The 21,504-nt window shown below is 59.4% G+C and carries 19 protein-coding genes; 15 read left to right on the top strand and 4 right to left on the bottom strand.

Going from position 1 to position 21,504, the window contains the following annotated elements; genetic code table 11:
• Nucleotides 1-301 precede the first annotated feature (301 nt).
• From K5Y33_RS07935 to K5Y33_RS07925, 3 genes are all read right to left on the bottom strand, one after another.
• Complete coding sequence (locus tag K5Y33_RS07935; protein ID WP_192233466.1) at nt 302-739, bottom strand: transposase; 438 nt, start codon at nt 737-739, stop codon at nt 302-304.
• 386 nt (nt 740-1,125) lie between these two features.
• Nucleotides 1,126-2,553 carry an Ig-like domain-containing protein gene (locus K5Y33_RS07930; protein WP_222233643.1) on the bottom strand — a complete coding sequence of 476 codons (1,428 nt, stop codon included), beginning with the start codon at nt 2,551-2,553 and terminating at the stop codon, nt 1,126-1,128.
• Between the two features lie 186 nt (nt 2,554-2,739).
• Nucleotides 2,740-4,923: a bifunctional diguanylate cyclase/phosphodiesterase gene (locus K5Y33_RS07925; protein ID WP_222233642.1), complete on the bottom strand. Its 2,184-nt coding sequence runs from the start codon at nt 4,921-4,923 to the stop codon at nt 2,740-2,742.
• A 311-nt stretch (nt 4,924-5,234) separates the two neighbouring features.
• Here K5Y33_RS07925 and phnF point away from each other — a divergent pair, with 311 nt between their 5' ends.
• The 13 genes from phnF to phnE (K5Y33_RS07860) all read left to right on the top strand — a co-directional run bounded on the left by phnF (nt 5,235) and on the right by phnE (K5Y33_RS07860) (nt 16,125).
• Entirely contained in the window at nt 5,235-5,951 is a 717-nt protein-coding gene (phnF, locus tag K5Y33_RS07920) for a phosphonate metabolism transcriptional regulator PhnF (protein ID WP_222233867.1), read from the top strand.
• Nucleotides 5,948-6,394: a phosphonate C-P lyase system protein PhnG gene (gene phnG / locus K5Y33_RS07915; RefSeq protein ID WP_217546235.1), complete on the top strand. Its 447-nt coding sequence runs from the start codon at nt 5,948-5,950 to the stop codon at nt 6,392-6,394. The genes phnF and phnG overlap by 4 nt, the downstream gene beginning before the upstream one ends.
• On the top strand, nt 6,394-6,969 hold the full coding sequence (phnH, locus tag K5Y33_RS07910) for a phosphonate C-P lyase system protein PhnH (protein WP_222233641.1): 576 nt from the start codon (nt 6,394-6,396) through the stop codon (nt 6,967-6,969). The genes phnG and phnH overlap by 1 nt, the downstream gene beginning before the upstream one ends.
• The gene (locus K5Y33_RS07905) at nt 6,969-8,045 is read left to right on the top strand and encodes a carbon-phosphorus lyase complex subunit PhnI (RefSeq protein ID WP_101762820.1); all 1,077 of its coding nucleotides are present in this window, start codon (nt 6,969-6,971) and stop codon (nt 8,043-8,045) included. Before phnH ends, K5Y33_RS07905 begins: the two co-directional genes overlap by 1 nt.
• On the top strand, nt 8,038-8,886 hold the full coding sequence (locus K5Y33_RS07900) for an alpha-D-ribose 1-methylphosphonate 5-phosphate C-P-lyase PhnJ (RefSeq protein ID WP_008105508.1): 849 nt from the start codon (nt 8,038-8,040) through the stop codon (nt 8,884-8,886). Before K5Y33_RS07905 ends, K5Y33_RS07900 begins: the two co-directional genes overlap by 8 nt.
• Complete coding sequence (gene phnK, locus K5Y33_RS07895) at nt 8,876-9,637, top strand: phosphonate C-P lyase system protein PhnK (RefSeq protein ID WP_222233640.1); 762 nt, start codon at nt 8,876-8,878, stop codon at nt 9,635-9,637. The genes K5Y33_RS07900 and phnK overlap by 11 nt, the downstream gene beginning before the upstream one ends.
• Nucleotides 9,638-9,802: 165 nt before the next feature.
• A complete protein-coding gene (gene phnL, locus K5Y33_RS07890; RefSeq protein WP_222233639.1) occupies nt 9,803-10,507 on the top strand; it encodes a phosphonate C-P lyase system protein PhnL in 705 nt (234 codons plus the stop codon).
• Complete coding sequence (gene phnM / locus K5Y33_RS07885; protein ID WP_222233638.1) at nt 10,504-11,640, top strand: alpha-D-ribose 1-methylphosphonate 5-triphosphate diphosphatase; 1,137 nt, start codon at nt 10,504-10,506, stop codon at nt 11,638-11,640. The genes phnL and phnM overlap by 4 nt, the downstream gene beginning before the upstream one ends.
• Nucleotides 11,640-12,173 (top strand): ribose 1,5-bisphosphokinase, encoded by a 534-nt coding sequence (gene phnN, locus K5Y33_RS07880; protein ID WP_222233637.1) that lies wholly within the window; start codon nt 11,640-11,642, stop codon nt 12,171-12,173. Before phnM ends, phnN begins: the two co-directional genes overlap by 1 nt.
• Nucleotides 12,174-12,371: 198 nt before the next feature.
• Nucleotides 12,372-13,202: a phosphonate ABC transporter ATP-binding protein gene (phnC, locus tag K5Y33_RS07875; protein WP_101762815.1), complete on the top strand. Its 831-nt coding sequence runs from the start codon at nt 12,372-12,374 to the stop codon at nt 13,200-13,202.
• Between the two features lie 26 nt (nt 13,203-13,228).
• A complete protein-coding gene (phnD, locus tag K5Y33_RS07870) occupies nt 13,229-14,155 on the top strand; it encodes a phosphonate ABC transporter substrate-binding protein (RefSeq protein WP_110868351.1) in 927 nt (308 codons plus the stop codon).
• 225 nt (nt 14,156-14,380) lie between these two features.
• Nucleotides 14,381-15,244, top strand: a complete 864-nt coding sequence (phnE, locus tag K5Y33_RS07865) for a phosphonate ABC transporter, permease protein PhnE (protein ID WP_101762813.1) — start codon at nt 14,381-14,383, stop codon at nt 15,242-15,244.
• Nucleotides 15,241-16,125, top strand: coding sequence for a phosphonate ABC transporter, permease protein PhnE (phnE, locus tag K5Y33_RS07860; protein ID WP_222233636.1), 885 nt, complete (start codon nt 15,241-15,243; stop codon nt 16,123-16,125). Before phnE (K5Y33_RS07865) ends, phnE (K5Y33_RS07860) begins: the two co-directional genes overlap by 4 nt.
• On the opposite strand, the gene K5Y33_RS07855 is transcribed toward phnE (K5Y33_RS07860), so the two are convergent.
• Nucleotides 16,079-18,667 carry an ATP-binding protein gene (locus K5Y33_RS07855; RefSeq protein WP_101762811.1) on the bottom strand — a complete coding sequence of 863 codons (2,589 nt, stop codon included), beginning with the start codon at nt 18,665-18,667 and terminating at the stop codon, nt 16,079-16,081. The genes phnE (K5Y33_RS07860) and K5Y33_RS07855 overlap by 47 nt on opposite strands.
• Before the next feature lie 144 nt (nt 18,668-18,811).
• On the opposite strand from K5Y33_RS07855, the gene K5Y33_RS07850 reads away from it, so the two are divergent.
• Both K5Y33_RS07850 and K5Y33_RS07845 read left to right on the top strand, forming a co-directional pair.
• On the top strand, nt 18,812-20,317 hold the full coding sequence (locus tag K5Y33_RS07850; protein ID WP_210082088.1) for a sugar ABC transporter ATP-binding protein: 1,506 nt from the start codon (nt 18,812-18,814) through the stop codon (nt 20,315-20,317).
• A 10-nt stretch (nt 20,318-20,327) separates the two neighbouring features.
• Nucleotides 20,328-21,311 (top strand): ribose ABC transporter permease, encoded by a 984-nt coding sequence (locus K5Y33_RS07845; RefSeq protein ID WP_101762809.1) that lies wholly within the window; start codon nt 20,328-20,330, stop codon nt 21,309-21,311.
• Nucleotides 21,312-21,504 lie beyond the last annotated feature (193 nt).

The raw sequence follows: 21,504 nt of genomic DNA, 5'->3' as shown, positions 1-21,504 counted from the left end.
GTGTGTGATGATAACGTTCTGCTGCGTAATGTAGCGGCGCAATTTATTGCGCAATGCCGGATGAGGGCACGGTGCCACCGTCGGCACGCGCGATAAATCGCGCCGCAACGGTGACGTGCGGATTGTTTGCATCGCGATGATGGCTGCCGGGCAATGTAGCGGCGCAATTTATTGCGCAATGCCGGATGAGGGCACGGTGCCGCCGTCGGCACGCGCGATAAATCGCGCCGCAACGGTGACGTGCGGATGGTGTGTATGGTGATAATGTTCAGCCGCATAACGGCGGGCGTGGTTTGTTGGTTCAGTAATAACGGTCCAACGTCCAACGCAAAGGGTTTTGCTCAATATATTGTCGGGCGAAAAACAGTTCCCGCTCATCCCGAATAACCCGTTCATAAAAGTTACGTTGCCAAAGTGATTGCTGCCACATCCGGCTCATGCCCGCTTTATAGAGGGCAATAATGGTTGACAATGAAACGGTGTTATCCCCGGTTAACCAGATGATGCCATGCAGGTGATTGGGCATGACGACAAAACTATCCAGTTTTATACCGGCTATACGTGTGGGCAGCGCCAGCCAGGCTTGTTTGGCGGTGTGGCCCATCGGGGAGGGAAAAAAGAGATGATGATCGATATGGCCAAAGAGTGGCGCACGCAAACGCGTAACCAGCGTAATAAAATACGCGCCCGAAGCGGTGTAATCATAATTCAATAACCGAATGTTCTTGCGTCCTTTCATTGCGCCTCCCTGTTTTACCCCAAGCATCTTTTATTCAGCGCGCAATGTCAGATTCGAGGTTCGTTATGCCGAGCCCTATTCCAATCTTTTTAAAATGAACCTATTGTTAAGACGCTTTTCTCCAGCGTATGTCAGGTAACCCTATTTATGCTAATGCTCGTCAGTTAAGACATGAAAACCCTAATTTCCGAGCGCACACATTGTAGCGGCGCAATTCATTGCGCGATAAATCGCGCCGTTACGGAAGGTGCGGTGATTTGCTATGGCGCTTAATTGAGCGGCATTAAACCTACTCATGCGCACTTAATTAAACGCCGCCCAAAAACAAAAAAGCCATGCAGCAAAGGCGGCATGGCTTGGTTAATACGGCTCTCAATTAATGCTGATTAAACGGCGTGTTGCACCAGTAATTCTGTCTCATCTGTGTAGTGGTAAACATCATATTGAACACCCGCCACGGTGAGGGTGCCTTGCTGCTGTTGCCAGCCGTCAATATCGTTGCCGGATAAAATATCCTCCAGCTTCACCACGTTACTGGCGTCGTTGTCCAGCATGTACTGCGTTTTACCGTTATCAATCAAAACGTCACTATCAACAACGGAAAGCAGATCGCCAACACTCAGTGACGTTAACGCGTTGTCAAACGCGTCATCCCCGCTTGCTGTATCTGCTGAGGTATCAATGGTGATCGCGAAGCTCTGGCTCCAGCTTGGTGCGCCCTCAACCTGCACCTGGAATGTCCAGTAGCCGTCATTCAGATTCTGCCAGGGCGTCCAGCTCCAGTTGCCCTCGTTGTCGGTAAAGGTACTGTTGGTGCGCACCCTGCCGCCATCGGTATACAGGATATCAATCAGCTTATTGGCCGGACCGGTGCCGTGCAGGGTCGGCATCGCATCATCGGTAATGCTGCCAGAGAAGCGGTCACCCTGATCGCTGCCGACATTATCCGTAATATGGGAGATTTCGGCGTCGCGCAAGGCGATACGGCCTTCCGGCGTATCAATGGTGATCGCGAAGCTCTGGCTCCAGCTCGGTGCGCCCTCAACCTGCACCTGGAATGTCCAGTAGCCGTCATTCAGATTCTGCCAGGGCGTCCAGCTCCAGTTGCCCTCGTTGTCGGTGAAGGTGCTGTTGCTGCGCACTCTGCCGCCATCGGTATACAGGATATCGATCAGCGTATTGGCCGGTCCGGTGCCGTGCAGGGTCGGCATCGCATCATCGGTAATGCTGCCGCTGAAACGCTCGCCTTGCTCGCTGCCCACGTTATCGTAGATGTGGGTAATCAGCGCTGGCGGTGCCGCTGGGGTGTCGATGACCAGCGTGAACGCATTGCTCCATGTGTCCTGGCCGTCGGCCTGCACTTTAAATGTCCAGGTACCGTCGGCCAAATCGGCGCGTGGCGTCCAGCTCCAGTTACCGTCAGCGTCGGTGGTGATGCCGTTGTAGCGGGTTACGCTGCCGTTGGTGAACATAATGTCCATGTAAGTGTTCGCCGGGCCGGTGCCGCGCAGGGTCGGGGCGGCATCGTCGGTGCGGTTGCCGCTGGCGCGCACGCCTTGCTCCTGTCCAACGTCATCCCAGGCATAGCGAATAACTGGGGTGATCGCTTTTACGCCATAAGCGTAAGACGAAGGCTGGTGTGCGTAGCTTACCGGTGTGTCGCTGACGAGGCTTTCAGGGAAACTGCTCAGGGTTTTGGTGGTGGTTTGCTCAATCACATAAGTTGAATTATCGAGCGCGATATAGGCGGTTGAACCGTTTTCACGCGACGCGCGGTCGGTGTCGAGGGTGTAATCCGGATAGCGTGTGTTCATCTGTGGTTCCTTAACAGAGTAAAAGAAGGGATTGAGGCCGGCTTGCCGAAACGGGCTGGCAAGCGCACAGACGAGAGGATGGGTTAAACGCGTTAATCAGGGTACGAGAATGGTCCCGATGCGCACGCAGCTTTTCAATGCGTGAGCGAGAAAAGCGCGGCAGTCGGCGGCCGCCGCGCGGGAGCGTTAAGGGCGGGAAGCGGGCGGCAACATGGTCAAAATGTCATCCAGCGGCACCGCGTGGCTAAACAAATAGCCTTGCAGCTGATTACAGCCTGCATCGGCCAGCGCGTTTTTCTGGCCTTCGGTTTCTACGCCTTCAGCGGTCACCGTTAAGCCCATCGCGTGACCTAACCGCACCACCGATTCCACAATCGCGGTAGAGTTCTGCGCCACGCCCAGCGACTGAGTAAACGAACGGTCAATCTTGATTTTGTCCACCGGGAAGCTGCTGAGGTAATTAAGGCTTGAATAGCCGGTACCGAAATCATCCAGCGCAATCCGGAAGCCGGCTTCGCGCAGCGCAATGATGCTGTTGCGCGCCTCGTGTTCATCCTCAATCAGCACGCCTTCGGTGATCTCCAGCTCCATACGCTGCGGATCGGCACCTTCTTCCTGCACGATATGGATGATGCGCTCAACAAAATTCACCGCGCGGAACTGCACCGGCGAGACGTTCACCGCCACCACAATATCCGGCAGCTTGAGCGACGTTTTACAGGCTTCGCGCAGCACCCATTCGCCGAGCGGGATGATCATGCCGGTCTCTTCGGCGATGGCGATGAAATCACCCGGTGCAACGTCGCCGCGCATGGCGTGATGCCAGCGCAGCAGCGCCTCCAGGCCCACCACCTGCTGGCCGCTGATATCCATTAACGGCTGATACCACACCGCTAATCCACTAAACTTCACCAGCGCCTGACGCAAATCCGCCGCCATCTGCTGACGGGTGCGCAGCGATTCATCCATCACTTTTTCGAACTGGCGATACTGGCCGCGCCCGTGGTTTTTGGCATCATAAAGCGCGATATCCGCTTTGCGCATCAGCTCCAGCCGATCAATGCCGTCTTTTGGCGCCAGCGCCAGACCGATGCTGACGCCCACCCACAGCTCGCTGCCCACCAGCTGATACGGCTCGCTCAGGCGGCTGATAATGCGTTGCGCCAGCGATTGCACCTGACCAATATTCTCCACCTCCGGCATCACGATGATGAACTCGTCGCCGCCGATGCGGCCCACGGTGTCGCTGGTGCGCACAATCTCATTGAGGCGGCGCGCCACCTCAATGATCAACTCATCGCCGGCGTGATGGCCGTAGGTATCATTGATATTTTTGAAGCGATCAAGATCCAGCAGCAGCAGCGCCACGCGCTGATCGTGGCGTCCGGCCAGCGCCAGCGCCTGGGTTAAGCGATCTTCCACCAGGGAACGATTGGGCAAACCGGTTAACACATCATGAAAGGCCAGATGCTGCGCCTGCGCTTCACTGGCACCGAGTTTCAGCAGCGACTGCGACAGCTTGAGTGAAGAGGTCCAGATGCGGCGCACCATCACCCAACACAGCACGGTAATCAGGATCACCGACAGCAAGGTAGACGGGCCGAGGGTGCGTAACATCTGCGCGCCGGGCTTATCGGGATTCCAGCTGAGGTAACCGACCGGTTCGCCCTGTTGTGAGTTCAGCAGATAGCGCGCTTTGGTTTTCCCCGCTGGCTCACTGTCGCTGAAATGCAACTGACGTAGCTGGCTGCGATCGGCGAGGTTGCGCAGATAGCCATCGTCGAGAAACTTAATGCTTACCAGACGATAGCGCCCGGCCTGTTTAGTACTGCTGATATCGCCCACCGCCAGCGCGGCAGCGCGTTGACCGATGCGCACGAAATCGGCGTGATCGGTGGGGCCCGCCACCACATCGCTGTTTTGCACCAGCGGACTGTTCAGCATGTCCTGCAGATAAGGGCCGATGCGCTTGTCCGGCACCGGCTGGCCGTTGCGCCACACGTTAATCAGCTGGTTGTCGCGGTCCAGCAGCACCACCAGCTGGTGATCAAACATGTCATAGAGCCAGCCGCCGACATTTTGCGTCAGCCAGCGTTGATCGGGATGCGACGACGCCAGCTGATCGGCCAGCGGTGACCAGCGCGTCAGGCTGCGCAGCTGGCGCAGATGTTCCGTCAGGCTCTGGGTAAACGAAGCCTGGATCATGCGCTGTTGCTGATCGCGCGCTTCGTTATTGCTTAACGCTGTGCCCCAGAACAGACCCACGCCCGCGCCGACAAAGGTCAGAAGCAAAATTGCCAGCAGCGGCAAAATAACTTCACGCACAAAGTTGCGGCGAAAACCATCCGATAGTTTTATTGCGTTAATCATTTTAAAAGTTGGCCTGACAAGAAGGGTTCATCCTTTAACCTAGCAGAACATCCGCAGGCTGTATTCTGTAAGGGAGCTGAAAGCGTGATGTAAATTAGCGTTAATTTTTTGAATGCTGTCACAAACAGAACAGTTAAAAATAATTTATTAAAAAAGCCGTCCGTTTCGCTGCAATTCTGCTGCCCTAAAACAAATTCATCCGCCCGTCATTGAGCCGTCACGGCGCTGTCATCTGACATGCGCAATGTAATCGCCATCCCGCAGCAAGCCCGCTGCGTTCCTCAACCAATGCGAATGAGGTATTGAGCGTGATGGAGATATCCAGACATCCGACCACTGTTTATCAGGCCGTTGCTGCCCAGCTGGAGCTGGCGCTGCAGGAGCGCTACCGCTGCGGCGACTATCTGCCTTCTGAACAGCAGCTGGCCGATCACTACGCAGTGAATCGTCACACCTTGCGGCGCGCGGTGGATGAGCTGGTCAATAAAGGCCTGCTGCAACGGCGTCACGGCGTGGGCATTTTGGTACTGATGCGGCCGTACGATTATCCGCTGCATGCGCAGGCGCGTTTCAGCCAGAACCTGATGGAGCAGGGCAGCCATCCCACCAGCGAGCGTCTGCTGGCGGTGCTGCGTCCGGCGAGCAGCGATGTGGCGAGCGCGCTGGGCGTCAACGAAGGCGACAATGTTATCCACTTGCGCACGCTGCGCCGCGTCAATGGCGTGGCGGTGTGCGTCATTAACCACTTCCTGGCGCAACTCAGTTGGTGGCCGGCGCTGCAACAGTTCCACAGCGGTTCACTGCACGACTATATGCAGCAACAGCTTGGCCTGAGCCTGACGCGCAGCCAAACCCGCATCAGTACGCGTCGCGCGCAGGCCAAAGAGTGCAAGCAGCTGGAGATTGCGCTGCAGTCGCCGCTGCTGTGTGTGCGCACCCTCAATAAACACAGCGACGGTCAGGTAGCGGAATACTCCGTCAGCCTGACGCGTGGCGACATGATTGAACTGACTCTGGAGCACGAATGACACAGCAAACCGCCCGCCAGCATTGGCTCTCGGTGCTGGCGCACAGTGAAGCCCGCCAGCTTGAGGCGCACTGGCAGCCGTTACGTATCACTACTGATTTTGAACGCATCCGTCCGGCAGAAACCGGCTTAACCCGCCTGCAGGCGCGCATGGGCGGCAGCGGTAAGCGCTTTGTGATGGGCGATGCCACGGTGACGCGCGCGGTGGTGAAGCTGCACAACGGCACGCTCGGCTTTAGCTACGTGCTGGGGCGCGACAAAGCGCACGCCGAACGCTGCGCGCTGATTGATGCGCTGCTGCAACAGCCGGAAACCCAGGCGCTGTTGCAGGAAAAATTGATTGCCCCGCTGGCGGCTCTGCGTGAAGAGCAGCGACAGCTGCGCGCGCGTGAGATCGCCAGCTCCAAAGTGGATTTCTTTACGCTGGTTCGCGGAGATAACTGATGACTTTACTGGCAAGTTTTACCCATCCGGTGGCCGATGCCCAACGTGCTTTTCGCCGCATCCTGAAAGCGATGAGCGAGCCGGGCGTGATGGTATCGCTGCCGCTGCAACAGGGCTGGGGCGATCTCTCGCCGGCGGCCACGGCGGTGCTGCTGACGCTGGTCGATCAGGAGAGTGCGCTGTGGCTGGATGGCCGCATCGATAGTGACGTGGTACGCAGCAACCTGCGTTTCCACACCGGCGTGCCGATTGTCGATGAACGCGATGCCCCCTTTGCGCTGACGCATGCGGCGGCCAATCCCGATCCGGCGCTGTTTGCCTCTGGCGACAATATGTCCCCGGAAAAAAGCACCACGCTGATTGTGGAAGTGCCGTCACTGAGCGGCGGTTTAACGCTGCGCCTGTCCGGTCCCGGCTTACGTGAGCCGCGCGCCGTTGCGCCGCAGCTGCCAAAAGCGATTCTGCACTATCTGCGTGAGCGCCCACATCCGTTCCCACAAGGTGTGGATCTGATTTTCACCTGCGGTGAAGCGATGATGGCGCTGCCACGCACCACCGACGTGGAGGTGTGCTGATGTACGTTGCGGTCAAAGGGGGCGAAAAGGCGATAGCCAGCGCCCATCAGCTGCAGGCCGATCTGCGTCGTGGCGATCGCGAGGTTGCCGAATTGGGTTGCGATCAGGTGGCGCAACAGTTGGGTTTAGCGGTCGATCGCGTGATGACCGAAGGCGGCATCTACGATCCGCAGCTGGCGGCTTTGGCAATTAAACAGGCGAGTGGCGATCTGGTGGAAGCGATCTTCCTGCTACGCGCCTATCGCACCACGCTGCCGCGCCTCGCCGATAGCCTGGCGCTGGCAACCGCTGAGATGCGCCTCGAACGCCGTATCTCAGCAGTTTACAAAGATTTGCCGGGCGGCCAGGTGCTCGGCCCAACCTACGATTACAGCCATCGTCTGCTCGATTTCACCCTGCTGGCGAATGGCGAAACGCCTGCCGCGCCGCGTGACGATCAGGCGCTGCCACAACACTGTCCCCACGTGTTCAGCATGATGACGGCGGAAGGATTGGCGGCACGCGAAGAGGATGACGGCAGCGAGCCGTGCGACATCACGCGCGAACCGCCAGGCTATCCGGCTACGCGCGCCGCACGGCTGCAACAACTGGTGCGCGGCGACGAAGGATTTCTGCTGGCGCTCGGCTACTCGACGCAGCGCGGCTACGGCCGTAATCATCCGTTCGCCGGTGAAATTCGTACCGGTTATCTCAGCGTGTCAATCTGCCCGGAAGAGTTGGGCTTTGAGATTGAGATTGGCGAAATCCTGCTGACCGAATGCGAGATGGTGAATGGCTTCACCACCGAAACTGACAGCGCGCCGCACTTTACGCGCGGTTACGGTCTGGTGTTTGGCCGTTCCGAGCGCAAAGCGATGGCGATGGCGCTGGTGGATCGCGCGCTGCAGGCGCCGGAGTACCACGAACGCATTGCCGGCCCGGCGCAGGATGAGGAGTTTGTGCTGTCGCATGCCGACAACGTCGAAGCGGCGGGCTTTGTCTCGCATCTGAAACTGCCGCACTACGTCGATTTCCAGGCGGAGCTTGAGCTGCTGAAACAACTGCGCCAACCGCATCAGGAGCAGAACCATGAGTGAGTTAACCGGCTACAACAACGGTTATCTGGATGAGCAGACCAAACGCACCATCCGCCGCGCCATTCTGAAGGCGGTGGCGATTCCCGGTTATCAGGTGCCGTTCGCCGGACGCGAAATGCCGATGCCCTACGGTTGGGGCACCGGCGGGATTCAGATCACCGCCAGTATTATTGGCGATGCCGATGTGCTGAAGGTGATCGATCAGGGCGCGGATGACACCACCAACGCGGTATCCATTCGTCGCTTCTTCCAGCGCGTCAGCGGCGCGGCCACCACCGAAGCAACCCGTGATGCCACGCTGATCCAGACGCGTCACCGCATTCCGGAAACGCCGCTGGAAGAAGATCAAATCCTGATTTTCCAGGTGCCGATCCCTGAGCCGCTGCGCTTTATCGAGCCGCGTGAGACCGAAACCCGCACCATGCACGCGCTGGAGGAGTACGGCATCATGCAGGTGAAGCTGTATGAAGATATCGCCCGCTACGGCCATATCGCCACCACCTATGCCTATCCGGTGAAGGTCAACGATCGCTACGTGATGGATCCATCGCCGATCCCCAAATTCGACAACCCCAAAATGCACATGATGCCAGCGCTGCAGCTGTTTGGTGCCGGACGTGAGAAACGCATCTATGCGCTGCCGCCGTACACCAAAGTGGAAAGCCTCGACTTCGACGATCACCCGTTCAGCGTGCAGCAGTGGGAAGAACCCTGCGCGCTGTGCGGTTCGCGCCACAGCTACCTCGACGAGGTGGTGATGGATGACGCCGGTACGCGCATGTTTGTCTGCTCCGATACCGATTTTTGCCACCAGCAGCAGGAACAACAGCATGCACAGTGAACAGCCGCTGCTTGCGGTCAACCATCTCACCCACCTTTACGCGCCCGGCAAAGGGTTTGAAGAGGTGAGTTTTGAACTCTATCCCGGCGAAGTGTTAGGCATTGTTGGGGAATCCGGATCGGGCAAAACCACCTTGCTGCGCAGCCTGTCAGCACGCTTAGCGCCGCAGCAGGGCAACATTCTTTATCGCGCGCAGGATCTCTATCAGCTGAGCGAGAGCGATCGCCGCCGCTTGCTGCGCACCGAATGGGGCGTGGTGCATCAGCATCCGCTGGATGGTTTGCGTCCGCAGGTCACGGCGGGCGGCAACATCGGCGAGCGGCTGATGGCGGTGGGCCAGCGGCATTACGGTGATATCCGTAAAGAGGCGATGCGCTGGCTGCAGGATGTGGAGATCCCCGCTAACCGCATCGACGATCTGCCCACCACCTTTTCCGGCGGCATGCAGCAGCGTTTACAGATTGCCCGCAACCTGGTGACGCAGCCGACGCTGGTGTTTATGGATGAGCCAACCGGCGGGCTGGATGTGTCGGTGCAGGCGCGCCTGCTGGATCTGCTGCGCACGCTGGTACGTGAGCTGAATCTGGCGGTGGTGATTGTGACGCACGATCTCGGCGTGGCGCGGTTGCTGGCGCATCGCCTGCTGGTGATGAAGCAGGGGCGCGTGGTGGAGAGCGGGTTGACTGACCGGGTGCTGGACGATCCACATCATCCGTATACGCAGCTGCTGGTTTCATCTGTTTTGGCGTAGGGCAACGTCAAAACAACGCGATAAATCGCGCCGCTACGAATCGTGCGGTTCGTGGGCACGTAATCTGGTGCCCGCACAGACCGTAGCGGCGCAATTTATTGCGCAATGTCGAGAGCTGTACAAGGGGTGAATGTGGTGGAAAACAGCAAATATCAGGAAATTAACATGCAACCTTTATTGCGCGTAGAGCATCTGAGCAAAACCTTTGTGCTGCACAACCAAAGCGGCGCCGCGCTGCCAGTATTGCAGGACGCCAATCTTGACGTCAGCGGCGGCGAATGCGTGGTGCTGCATGGCCGCTCCGGCAGCGGCAAATCCACGCTGCTGCGTGCGCTGTACGGCAACTATCAGGCCAACAGCGGTCACATCTGGCTGCAACATCAGGGCGAATGGATCGACATGGCCAACGCGCCCGCCCGCCAGATTCTGGCGATTCGCCGCCACACCGTCGGCTGGGTCAGCCAGTTTTTGCGTGTCATCCCGCGCGTGCCCACGCTGGAGATTGTGATGCAGCCGCTGCTTGAGCGCGGCACCGAGCGCGCTTTCTGCGAAAAGCGCGCCAAAGAGCTGCTGACGCGCCTCAATGTGCCGGAGCGTTTATGGTCACTGGCGCCGTCCACCTTCTCCGGCGGCGAACAGCAGCGCGTCAACATCGCACGCGGCTTTATCGCCGACTATCCGGTGCTGCTGCTGGATGAGCCAACCGCCTCGCTCGACAGCGCCAACAGCGCTGCGGTGGTGGAACTGATTGAACAGGCGCGCGCCCGCGGTGCCGCCATTGTCGGAATTTTCCATGACGAAGCGGTGCGCGCACGCGTGGCCGATCGCCTGCACGTCATGCAGCCAATGCAAGCAGGAGCAGAAGCATGATCGTCAACAACGTCCAGCTGGTGCTGGAAAACGAAGTGGTAACGGGATCGCTGGAAATCCGTGACGGGCGCATCGCCAGCTTTAGCGACAGCGTCAGCCAACAGCCGGGCGCGCTGGATGGCGAAAACGCCTTCCTGCTGCCGGGTTTGGTGGAGCTGCACACCGATAACCTCGACAAGTTCTTTGCGCCACGTCCGAAGGTGGATTGGCCAGCCTATTCGGCGATGAGCAGCCACGATGCGCTGATGGCCGCCAGCGGCATCACCACGGTGCTGGATGCGATTGGCGTCGGCGACGTACGCGATGGCGGCCATCGCCTGGATAATCTCACCAAAATGATCGACGCGATTCAGGACAGCAATCGCAAAGGTATTAACCGCGCCGATCACCATTTGCATCTGCGCTGCGAGCTGCCGCACAACACCACGCTGCCGCTGTTTGAAGCGCTGATCAACACGCCGGAGCTGTCGCTGGTGTCGCTGATGGATCACTCGCCGGGCCAGCGCCAGTACGCCTCGCTGGAGATGTATCGCACCTATTATCAGGGCAAATATCAGCTCAACGACGAGCAGATGGATCAGTTTGAGCGTGAGCAGCTGGCGCTGGCCGCCGAGTTCTCCACGCCTAACCGCAACGCCATCGCCAGCTTGTGCCGTTCACGCGGCATTCCGCTGGCCAGCCACGATGATGCCACGGCGGCGCACGTTGCCGAATCGCATGAGGTCGGCAGTGCCATCGCCGAATTTCCAACCACGCTGGAGGCGGCACGCGCATCACGCAACTGCGGCATGCAGGTGCTGATGGGCGCGCCCAACATCGTGCGCGGCGGTTCGCACTCCGGCAACGTGGCGGCGGCAGAACTCGCCAGCCACGGCCTGCTGGATATTCTCTCCTCCGACTACTATCCCGCCAGCTTGCTCGACGCGGTGTTTCGGCTGGTGGCCGATGAGCGCAACACGCTGACGCTGCCGCAGGCGGCCGCGCTGGTGACCCACAATCCGGCGCGGGCAATTGGCCTGCAGGATCGCGGCCGCATCGCCGAAGGACTGCGTGCCGATTTGGTGCTGGTGCATACCGATCATGGTCATTCGCACATCCGTCACGTCTGGTCGCAAGGCAAGCGGGTGTTCTGATGGCGCGCCTGATCTGGCTTACCGGGCCTTCGGGCGCGGGCAAAGACAGCCTGCTGAACGCGCTGCGTGAAGCGCCGCCGGAGAATTTGCTGATCGCCCATCGCTACATTACGCGCGCCGCCGATGCGGGCGGCGAGAACCACGTGGCGCTAAGCGAAGCCGAGTTTCGACGGCGCGAGGCGCTGGGGTTGTTCGCCGTCAGCTGGCAGGCGCACGGCATGTATTACGGGCTGGGCGAGGAGATCGATCTGTGGCTGGCGCGCGGAATGAACGTGCTGGTGAACGGCTCGCGCCTGCATCTGCCGATGGTGCAGCAGCATTACGGCACGCAGCTGCTGCCGCTGGTGTTACAGGTTTCGCCAGCGGTGCTGGAAGCGCGTTTGCGGCAGCGTGGGCGCGAGTCAGAAGCGGAGATCGCGCAACGGCTGGCGCGTGCCGCCGAACCGCTGCCCGCGCACTGTTATGCGTTGAATAATGATGGTGCGTTGAGCAGTACGCTTGAACAGCTGCGACGTTTGCTGGGTGCGCGATAAATCGCGCCGCTACGGACACGTGCAAAAATTCGTAGCGGCGCAATTTATTGCGCAATGTCCGGATGGGCAGGGTGTGGACATGCGAGTCGTGACAGCAAACCGCGCTGTCACCGTTTAATCATTTTACTGTCATCAAGCTTTCATCCGTTTTGCCCGTAATAGCGTGCAATCAACAGCTCAGAAGAGATGGAGTGCAACATGGCACAGGCATTACTGAAAACCGTCGTCGACAATCCCTTCCCACACGTTACCGGGCAGGGCAACAAGGTGCTGTCGGTGCAGGGATTGTGCAAAGCGTACGGCGCCAATCAGGTGCTGGATAACGTCAGCTTCGATCTGCATGCGGGCGAGCTGGTGGCGGTGATTGGCCGCTCGGGCGCAGGCAAATCGACACTGTTACACATGCTCAACGGCACCATCACCGCTTCACAGGGCGCGATCCTCAGCAATCGCCACGGCGAAGTGGATCGCGATGTGGTGACGCTGAACAGCCGCCAGATGCGTGAATGGCGCAGCGAATGCGGCATGATCTTCCAGGACTTCTGTCTGGTGCCGCGCCTCGACGTGCTGACCAACGTGCTGCTCGGTCGTTTAAGCCAGACCTCGACGCTGAAATCGTTCTTCAAAGTCTTCTCCGAAACCGACCGCGCCCGCGCAATCGAACTGCTGCAGTGGATGAACATGCTGCCGCAGGCGCTGCAGCGTGCGGAAAATCTCTCTGGCGGCCAGATGCAGCGCGTAGCGATTTGCCGGGCGCTGATGCAGAACCCGCGCATTTTACTGGCGGACGAACCGGTGGCGTCACTCGATCCGAAAAACACCAAGCGCATCATGGACGTGCTGCGTCAGGTGAGCGAGCAGGGCATCAGCGTAATGGTGAACCTGCACTCAATTGAATTGGTAAAAAGCTACTGCACCCGCGTCATCGGTATTCAGCGCGGCAAAGTGCTGTTTGATGGACATCCTTCCCGGTTGACCGACGGCCTGATGCATGAGCTGTACGGCGACGAAATTAACCAGCTCCACTAACTCCCACAGCAAGAGAAAACCTAAGAATGAAACTGACTTCTTTAGCTTTACTGACTATTGCGATGGCATTTGGCGCAAACGCAGCGGATGCACCAAAAGAGTTGAACCTCGGGATTCTTGGCGGCCAGAACGCCACGCAGCAGATTGGTGATAACCAATGCGTGAAAGATTTCTTCGATAAAGAGCTGCAGGTGGATACCAAACTGCGCAACTCGTCTGACTATTCAGGCGTGATTCAGGGCTTGCTGGGTAACAAAATCGACCTGGTGCTGAGCATGTCGCCCGCCTCGTTTGCCTCGGTTTATCTGCAGAACCCGAAAGCGGTGGATGTGGTGGGCATCGTGGTGGACGACAAAGACGGTTCGCAGGGTTATCACTCAGTGGTGATCGTGAAAGCCGACAGCCCGTACCAAAAGCTGGAAGACCTGAAAGGCAAATCGTTCGGCATGGCCGATCCGGATTCCACTTCCGGCTTCCTGATGCCGAACCAGGCGTTCAAGAAAGAGTTTGGCGGCACGGTGGACGACAAGTACAACAACACCTTCTCCAGCGTCACCTTTTCCGGCGGTCACGAGCAGGACATCCTCGGCGTGCTGAACGGCCAGTTCGAAGGCGCAGTAACCTGGACGTCGCTCATTGGTGACCGCGAAACCGGTTATACCTCCGGTGCCTTTGGTCGTTTGATTCGTATGGATCATCCAGACCTGATGAAGCAGATCCGCATTATCTGGCAGTCGCCGCTGATCCCGAACGGTCCGATTCTGGTGAGCAACAATCTGCCCGCTGACTTCAAAGCGAAAGTGGTGGCCACCATCAAGAAACTGGATAAAGAAGATCACGGCTGCTTTGTTAAAGCGGTTGGCGGTGCCCAGCACATCGGCCCAGCTACCGTGGCGGATTACCAGAATATCATCGATATGAAGCGTGATTTGATGAAGGGTACGCGCGGTTAATTTAGTTGGTGCTGGCTGTCCCCCTCCTCGGTCCGTGCTCGCTGTCCCCCATCCCGGCCTTCCCCCACAAGTGGGGGAAGGAGATGCTGCCACATGCGACTTCGGAGCTGCATTTTGCACCATCTTCCTCCCCCACTTGTGGGGGAGGACCGAGGAGGGGGACAGCGAGCACCATCCCGCGAGCACCATCCAGAACGAACCCTCCCAACCAACAGGAATCCCCCCTTGACCGATTTCGAACACTACTACCAACGCATCCGCCGCCAGCAAAAGCGCGACTCGCTGCTGTGGTCGCTGCTGTTACTGGCGCTCTATCTGGCCGCGGGCAAGATGGCGGAATTTAACCTGCTCACCGTCTGGCAGTCGCTGCCACACTTTTTCGATTACATTGGCGAAACGCTGCCTGTGCTGCATCTCCCGCTGCTGTTCGCTGACGGCAAAACCGAGGGTTCGCTGGCCTATTGGGGCTATCGCCTGCATTTCCAGCTGCCGCTAATCTGGGAAACCTTACAACTGGCGCTGTCGTCCACCATCATAGCGGTGGCGGTGGCTGGCGTGCTGGCGTTCTTCGCCGCCGACAACACCCAAACGCCACGCAGCCTGCGCATGGCGATCCGCGCGTTTGTCGCCTTCCTGCGCACCATGCCCGAACTGGCGTGGGCGGTGATGTTCGTGATGGCGTTTGGCATTGGGGCCATTCCTGGCTTCCTCGCGCTGGCGCTGCACACCGTCGGCAGCCTGACCAAACTGTTCTACGAAGCGATTGAGAGCGCCTCGGATAAACCGGTGCGCGGCCTCGCGGCGTGCGGTGCCAGCAAACTGCAGCGCATGCGCTTTGCCTTTTGGCCGCAGGTCAAACCAACGTTTCTCTCCTACAGCTTTATGCGTCTGGAGATCAACTTCCGTTCCTCCACCATCCTCGGGTTGGTCGGTGCGGGCGGTATCGGGCAAGAGCTGATGACCAATATCAAACTCGATCGATACGATCAGGTCAGCATTACGCTATTGCTGATCATTGTGGTGGTGTCGCTGCTGGATACGCTGTCCGGCTGGCTGCGTCGCCGCGTAGTGGAAGGAGACGTATCATGATCGCCTTAGCGCCGGATGTCGCCAAACTTAAACAGGAGCATGCCGCCCTGTTTGCCGCGCAAAACCGCTATCTGCGCCGCGTTGCGCTGGTGGCGCTGGCCATCGCGCTCTATTACCTGTTCTTTTTCGAATTCTTTGGCATTGAGTGGAGCCGTTTTCTCATCGGCTGCCAGCAGCTCAGCCGTTATTTCCTGCGTATGTTTGTCTGGCAGGATTTCCTCAACTGGCCGTTTGCTTACTACTTCACGCAGGTCGGGATTACGCTGGCGATTGTGTTTTCCGGCACGTTGACCGCGTCACTGGTCGCCTTGCCGGTCTCGTTCCTGGCGGCGCGTAACGTGATGCACGATCCGCTGACGCGTCCGATTGCGCTGGTGGTGCGTCGCGTACTGGATGTGCTGCGCGGCATCGACATGGCGATTTGGGGGCTGATCTTCGTGCGTGCCGTCGGCATGGGACCGCTGGCTGGCGTGCTGGCGATCTTGATGCAGGATGTCGGTCTGCTCGGCAAACTCTACGCCGAAGGGCACGAAGCGGTGGAGCGTTCGCCGAGTCGCGGTCTCAGCGCGGTGGGCGCGAACAGCCTGCAAAAACATCGCTACGGCATTTTCACCCAATCGTTCCCGACCTTCCTCGCGCTCAGCCTGTATCAGATTGAGTCCAACACCCGCTCCGCAGCGGTGCTGGGCTTTGTTGGCGCGGGCGGCGTCGGCCTGGTGTATGCCGAGAACATGCGTTTATGGAACTGGGATGTAGTGATGTTCCTGACCCTGATTCTGGTGGCGGTGGTGATGATCATGGATGTGGTCTCCAGCAAGCTGCGGAAGCGTTACATCACGGGGAAAGGGGTGCCGTTGTGGCAGCCTGCCGCGCGCGACTAAGCCGTTCACTGCGCTGCCAGGCGCGCTCCAGCGCCTGCACCAGCTGCGCCTGATGCCAGGGTTTTGCCAGCCGCTCACACAGCGGCAGCGTGACCTGCGTCTGGCGCAGATCCTGACCGCTGATCAACACCGTTGCCAGATGCGGCCACTGCGCCTGCGCCTGGCGAATCACATCCGCGCCGTTAATGCCGCCCGGCAGCATCAAATCACTGATTAACAGATCGATATCCGGCGTCTGGCGCAGCAGCCTCAGCGCGCTTTCGCCGTCGCCACACTCCAGCGTCAGATAACCCAGCTGATGCAGATGTTCGCACAGCGTTTGCCGCACCGTCGGTTCATCATCCAGCACCAACACCAGCCGATCGTTGCTGGCCTGCGGCACCAGCGGCGGCGGCACGCTGAGCGGTTGCGCCGCTTCGGGCGCGCGCGGCAATAATAGCCGCACGGTGGTGCCTTGTCCCGGCGCGGTTTCCAGCTCAATCTGGCCGCCGGATTGCCGCACAAAGCCATACACCATCGATAAGCCCAAACCGCTACCGCTGCCGATGGCTTTGGTGGTGAAGAACGGCTCGAACACCTGTTCACGCACCTCGGCCGACATGCCGCAGCCGTGATCGATCACTTCAATGGTGACGCGATCGCGCTTGCCGTCGGCTTCCTGTTTACGCTGATTCCAGATACGCAGGCGGATTTCGCCGCTCTGCTGCGCCATCGCATCGCGCGCGTTGACCACCAGATTGATTAGCGCGTTCTCCAGCTGTCCGGCATCGATCCACGCTGGCCAGCCGGGTCGCTGCGCATCAATTACCAGCTGCTGGCCGGGCAGCAGCGCGTGCTGCAGCAGCGAATGCAGATTATCCACCAGCTCCACCACCGACACCGCGCGCGGATAGAGCGCCTGCTTACGTGAGAAGGCCAGCAAGCGCTGCGTCAGCTGCGCCGCACGGTCGGCGGCCTGACGCGCGCGTTCGATGCGGCTGGCGAGCGTGCCGGGCGGCAGCTGATCGACGGTTAACGCCAGGCTGCCAATGATCACCGCCAGCAGATTATTGAAGTCGTGCGCCAGTCCGCCGGTCAGCTGTCCCACTGCTTTCATCTTCTGGCTGTGCAGCAGCGCTTCCTCCAGCGCCTTGCGCGTGGTGCGCTCCAGCACGGTATTTACCATGCCGCGCCGTGGCACCGGGCTGAAGCGCAGCTCCAGCGTGCGACCATCCGCCAGCCGCACTTCCTGCGCATCGGCTAATCCGTTGAGCTCGACATCAACGCGTTTTAATAGCTGCTGATAGTGCAAACCGCGATGCAGTTCACGCGGCGCGATGCCGAGCAGCTCGGCATATTGCGCATTCCATACCACCAGCTGACCGCTGTTATCGAACAGCGCAAAGCCGTCGCGCATGGCGAGAAAGGTCGATTCCAGCTGGTTGCTTTTCTCTTTTAGCAGGCGCGACGTGTGCGCCAGCGACGCGGTATTGCGCGCAAACACGTTGAAGGCGCGCGCCAGATCGCCCAACTCATCGCGCCGCGCCAGGCCCGGCACGTTGACGCTCTTTTCACCCTGCGCCAGCCGCGTCATGGCGTGGGCGATGGCGGTCAGACTCGAACCGAGATTGCGGTAAATGTAGTAACCGGCGTAACCAGTGATCAGCAGCGCCAGCAGCATAAACAGGCCGATAAAGCCGATGATCGAATCCAGCTCTTCATGCGTCACCGCGCTGCGGGCGTCACTCTGTTGCGCCACCAGCTGCACGTAATGGGTGATGTCGTCGTTGAGCATCGCCACCAGCGCTTTGATGCGATAGGTAGCGTAGGCAATGGCGATATCGCTTTGCTCCAGCTGCTGCGCCACCGGCTGCAAATCCGTGCTGGTGGCGATCAGCCGCTGCACCTGGGTATTCAGCGCGCCGTTAAGCCTTAACGCTTGCCACTGGCGCAGCACCGAAGGCAATTGCTGCACTGCGGCCTGCGGCGCGCTGGATTGAATCGCCACGCTGAATAAGCTGTGGGTTTGCTGGCGCAGCGCGGCAGAAGGGGAATCGGTGCGCGTTAGCAGGTCAATGCGATTGAGTAACAGCTGCGATTGCCACAAGCCGCTCAGCATCACGTTGCGCTGCAGATGGCGCTGATGCCCGGCGCGCAGCAACTGATTGATGGTTTGTTCCAGCGTCTGGCTGCGCTCACGAATACGCGCTAGCAGCTGCGGCTGCTGTGCCGCCAGCGGCGCACTTGCCAGCAAGCTCAGCGACTGCTGCAGTTCCCGCTGCGTTTGCTGCAGGCGCGCCGATTCGCTCTGATACTCCAGCGCGCCGACCACCTGCGATAACCGCACCGCCGCAATGGCCACATTGGCGGTGTCGCGCGCCAGCGCCAGGCTGCCGTTCATATCGGCCAGCGTTTGTGCCTGCGCCTGTTCCTGAATGTGACCTGCGTGGCGAAATCCAAAAATCGCGACCAGGCTCACCGCCAGCGTCACCGACATCACCAGCAGATTAAACAGCAGCAGACGACTGCGCGCGCCCGCGTGCCAGTGCAGACTGTGACTCATGGCTGCCACTCCTTACCGCTCAACTGCTGGCGAGTATAGAAGCGCGATCGGGGCGAAATATGACAAATATGAATGGCCGCTGACATTTTCCATTTATCTAAGCAGGTTTTACTCGCTGCAACCTTTGCCAGCAGGAGTCTGTAAATGGATGCCACACCGATACTCTCCATGCGGGGAATCACCCGACGCTTCGGCAACTTCTATGCGCTCAAGGGCGTGGATCTCACGGTCTGGCCCGGTGAAGTGCATGCGCTGATGGGCGAAAACGGCGCGGGCAAAAGTACTTTGATGAAAATTCTGGCCGGCGCCTATACCGCCAGCAGCGGGGAAATTCTTATCGACGGCCAGCCGTATGTCATAAAAGGCCCAAAAGAGGCGTTGGCGGCGGGCATCACCCTGATTTATCAGGAGATCAATCTGGCACCCAATTTGACGGTGGCGGAGAACATCTTTCTCGGCAGTGAAATCACGCGTGGAGGCCTGGTGAAGCGTCGCCAGATGGCGGAAGAGGCGCAGCGGGTGATTGATCGCCTGGGTGCGCAGTTCAGCGCCACCGATCTCGTGAGCCGCCTGAGTATTGCCGAGCAGCAGCAGGTGGAAATTGCCCGCGCGCTGCACCGCAACAGCCGCATTCTGGTGATGGATGAGCCGACTGCCGCGCTCTCCAATCGTGAAACCGAGCAGCTGTTTGCGCTGATTAAACGGCTGCGCAGCGAAGGCATGGCGATTATCTACATCAGCCATCGCATGGCGGAAGTGTATGAGCTGTCGGATCGCGTGAGCGTGCTGCGCGACGGGCAGTACGTCGGCAGCCTGACGCGCGAGCAGCTTAACGCCAGCGAGCTGGTGCGCATGATGGTCGGGCGGCCGCTCAGCGATCTGTTCAACAAAGACCGCAATATTCCGCTCGGCGACATCCGTCTCGCCGTCAATCACTTGTGCGACAAACACAAAGTGCGTCCCAGCAGCCTGTCGGTGCGTGCCGGCGAGATTGTCGGGCTGGCGGGGCTGGTCGGCGCCGGGCGCAGTGAACTGGCGCAGCTGATTTTTGGCGTGCATCAACCGAGCGGCGGTGAGATCTGGATCGACGGCGTGAAAGTGCAGATTCACTCGCCGCGCGACGCCATCGCACGCGGCATCGGTTTCCTCACCGAGAACCGCAAAGAGCAGGGCTTGTTCCTTGAACTGGCGGCGCAGGACAACATTGTGATGGCGACGCTGGAGCGCGATGCCAGCTACGGCCTGCTCAATCGGCGCAAAGGGCAGAAGATCGCCAGCGAGGCGATTGATGCGCTGAACATCCGCGTGCCGCATGCGCAGGTGCGCGCGGGCGGCTTGTCCGGCGGTAATCAGCAGAAGCTGCTGATTTCACGCTGGGTGGCGATTGCGCCGCGCATCCTGATTCTTGATGAGCCGACGCGCGGCGTTGATGTCGGCGCCAAGAGCGAAATCTACCGCATGATGCAGCAGATGGCGCAGCAGGGCGTGGCGATTTTAATGATCTCCAGCGAGTTACCGGAAGTGGTGGGCATGAGCGACCGCGTTTATGTGATGCGTGAAGGCGCCATCGCCGGTGAGTTGAGTGGGGCAGAGATTAGCCAGGAAAACATTATGACACTGGCCACCGGCGCGCAGCCGGTTCAGGCCTGAGGAGAGCGCAATGACCAGTGAATCCGCACGCGTAAAAAGTCCCACCCTCAAGCGCGCGTTAATGAGTGACCTGCTGCAAACCGTCGGCATCCTGCCGATTCTGATCCTGATCGTGGCGGTGTTCGGCTTTGTCACGCCGAACTTCTTCACCGAGGGCAATCTGCTCAACATTACGCGTCAGGCCTCGATCAACATCGTGCTGGCGGCGGGCATGACCTTTGTCATTCTCACCGGCGGCATCGATTTGTCGGTGGGATCGATGCTCGGCACCACGGCGGTGGTGGCGATGGCGGTTTCGCTCGATCCGGCATTTGCGTCACTGACGATCCCGGCGGCGTTAGGTGCCGGGCTGATTATGGGGTTGTTCAACGGCATTCTGGTGGCGTGGGCGGGGCTGCCGCCCTTTATTGTCACGCTTGGCACCTACACCGCGATGCGCGGCGCGGCTTATCTGCTGGCGAACGGCACCACGGTGATCAACTCCGACATCAACTTTGAGTGGATAGGCAACGGCTATCTCGGGCCGGTGCCGTGGCTGATCATCATCGCCTTTGCGGTGATCGCGCTGTGCTGGTTCATTCTGCGCCGCACTACCTTAGGCGTACACATTTATGCCGTTGGCGGCAACGTGCAGGCGGCGCGCCTGACCGGCATCAAAGTCAGCGTGGTGCTGCTGTTTGTCTACGCCATGAGCGGCTTGCTGTCGGGGCTGGCTGGATTGATGAGCGCCTCGCGGCTCTACAGCGCCAATGGCAACCTTGGCGTCGGTTACGAGCTGGATGCGATAGCGGCGGTGATCCTCGGTGGCACCAGCTTTGTCGGCGGCATCGGCACCATCACCGGCACGCTGATTGGTGCGCTGATTATCGCCACGCTGAATAACGGGATGACGCTGATGGGCGTCTCCTATTTCTGGCAGTTAGTGATTAAGGGCGCGGTGATCATTATCGCGGTGTTGATCGATAAGTACCGGACGCGGCATCACGTGGGTTGAGTTACAAGGTGCTGGCTGTTTTAGAACGTGCTGGCTGTCCCCCTCCTCGGTCCTCCCCCACAAGTGGGGGAGGAAGATGCTGCCATATGCTCGTACTGAAGCTGCATGTGGCAACGTCTCCTTCCCCCGCTTGCGGGGGAAGGCCGGGATGGGGGACAGCGAGCACTAATCATAAAAACCAAAAAGCAGGAGA

The sequence above is a fragment of the Pantoea sp. DY-17 genome (assembly GCF_019795975.1).
Classification (GTDB): domain Bacteria; phylum Pseudomonadota; class Gammaproteobacteria; order Enterobacterales; family Enterobacteriaceae; genus Pantoea; species Pantoea leporis.
Note: the sequence above shows the minus strand (reverse complement) of the source record. Positions and strands in the feature narration are given on the sequence as shown.

Bases quoted from the DNA above. Each gene is read 5' to 3' on its own strand.
- K5Y33_RS07935 (WP_192233466.1), bottom strand. From the start codon at position 739: ATGAAAGGACGCAAGAACATTCGGTTATTGAATTATGATTACACCGCT.
- K5Y33_RS07930 (WP_222233643.1), bottom strand. From the start codon at position 2,553: ATGAACACACGCTATCCGGATTACACCCTCGACACCGACCGCGCGTCG.
- K5Y33_RS07925 (WP_222233642.1), bottom strand. From the start codon at position 4,923: ATGATTAACGCAATAAAACTATCGGATGGTTTTCGCCGCAACTTTGTG.
- phnF (WP_222233867.1), top strand. From the start codon at position 5,235: ATGGAGATATCCAGACATCCGACCACTGTTTATCAGGCCGTTGCTGCC.
- phnG (WP_217546235.1), top strand. From the start codon at position 5,948: ATGACACAGCAAACCGCCCGCCAGCATTGGCTCTCGGTGCTGGCGCAC.
- phnH (WP_222233641.1), top strand. From the start codon at position 6,394: ATGACTTTACTGGCAAGTTTTACCCATCCGGTGGCCGATGCCCAACGT.
- K5Y33_RS07905 (WP_101762820.1), top strand. From the start codon at position 6,969: ATGTACGTTGCGGTCAAAGGGGGCGAAAAGGCGATAGCCAGCGCCCAT.
- K5Y33_RS07900 (WP_008105508.1), top strand. From the start codon at position 8,038: ATGAGTGAGTTAACCGGCTACAACAACGGTTATCTGGATGAGCAGACC.
- phnK (WP_222233640.1), top strand. From the start codon at position 8,876: ATGCACAGTGAACAGCCGCTGCTTGCGGTCAACCATCTCACCCACCTT.
- phnL (WP_222233639.1), top strand. From the start codon at position 9,803: ATGCAACCTTTATTGCGCGTAGAGCATCTGAGCAAAACCTTTGTGCTG.
- phnM (WP_222233638.1), top strand. From the start codon at position 10,504: ATGATCGTCAACAACGTCCAGCTGGTGCTGGAAAACGAAGTGGTAACG.
- phnN (WP_222233637.1), top strand. From the start codon at position 11,640: ATGGCGCGCCTGATCTGGCTTACCGGGCCTTCGGGCGCGGGCAAAGAC.
- phnC (WP_101762815.1), top strand. From the start codon at position 12,372: ATGGCACAGGCATTACTGAAAACCGTCGTCGACAATCCCTTCCCACAC.
- phnD (WP_110868351.1), top strand. From the start codon at position 13,229: ATGAAACTGACTTCTTTAGCTTTACTGACTATTGCGATGGCATTTGGC.
- phnE (WP_222233636.1), top strand. From the start codon at position 15,241: ATGATCGCCTTAGCGCCGGATGTCGCCAAACTTAAACAGGAGCATGCC.
- K5Y33_RS07855 (WP_101762811.1), bottom strand. From the start codon at position 18,667: ATGAGTCACAGTCTGCACTGGCACGCGGGCGCGCGCAGTCGTCTGCTG.
- K5Y33_RS07850 (WP_210082088.1), top strand. From the start codon at position 18,812: ATGGATGCCACACCGATACTCTCCATGCGGGGAATCACCCGACGCTTC.
- K5Y33_RS07845 (WP_101762809.1), top strand. From the start codon at position 20,328: ATGACCAGTGAATCCGCACGCGTAAAAAGTCCCACCCTCAAGCGCGCG.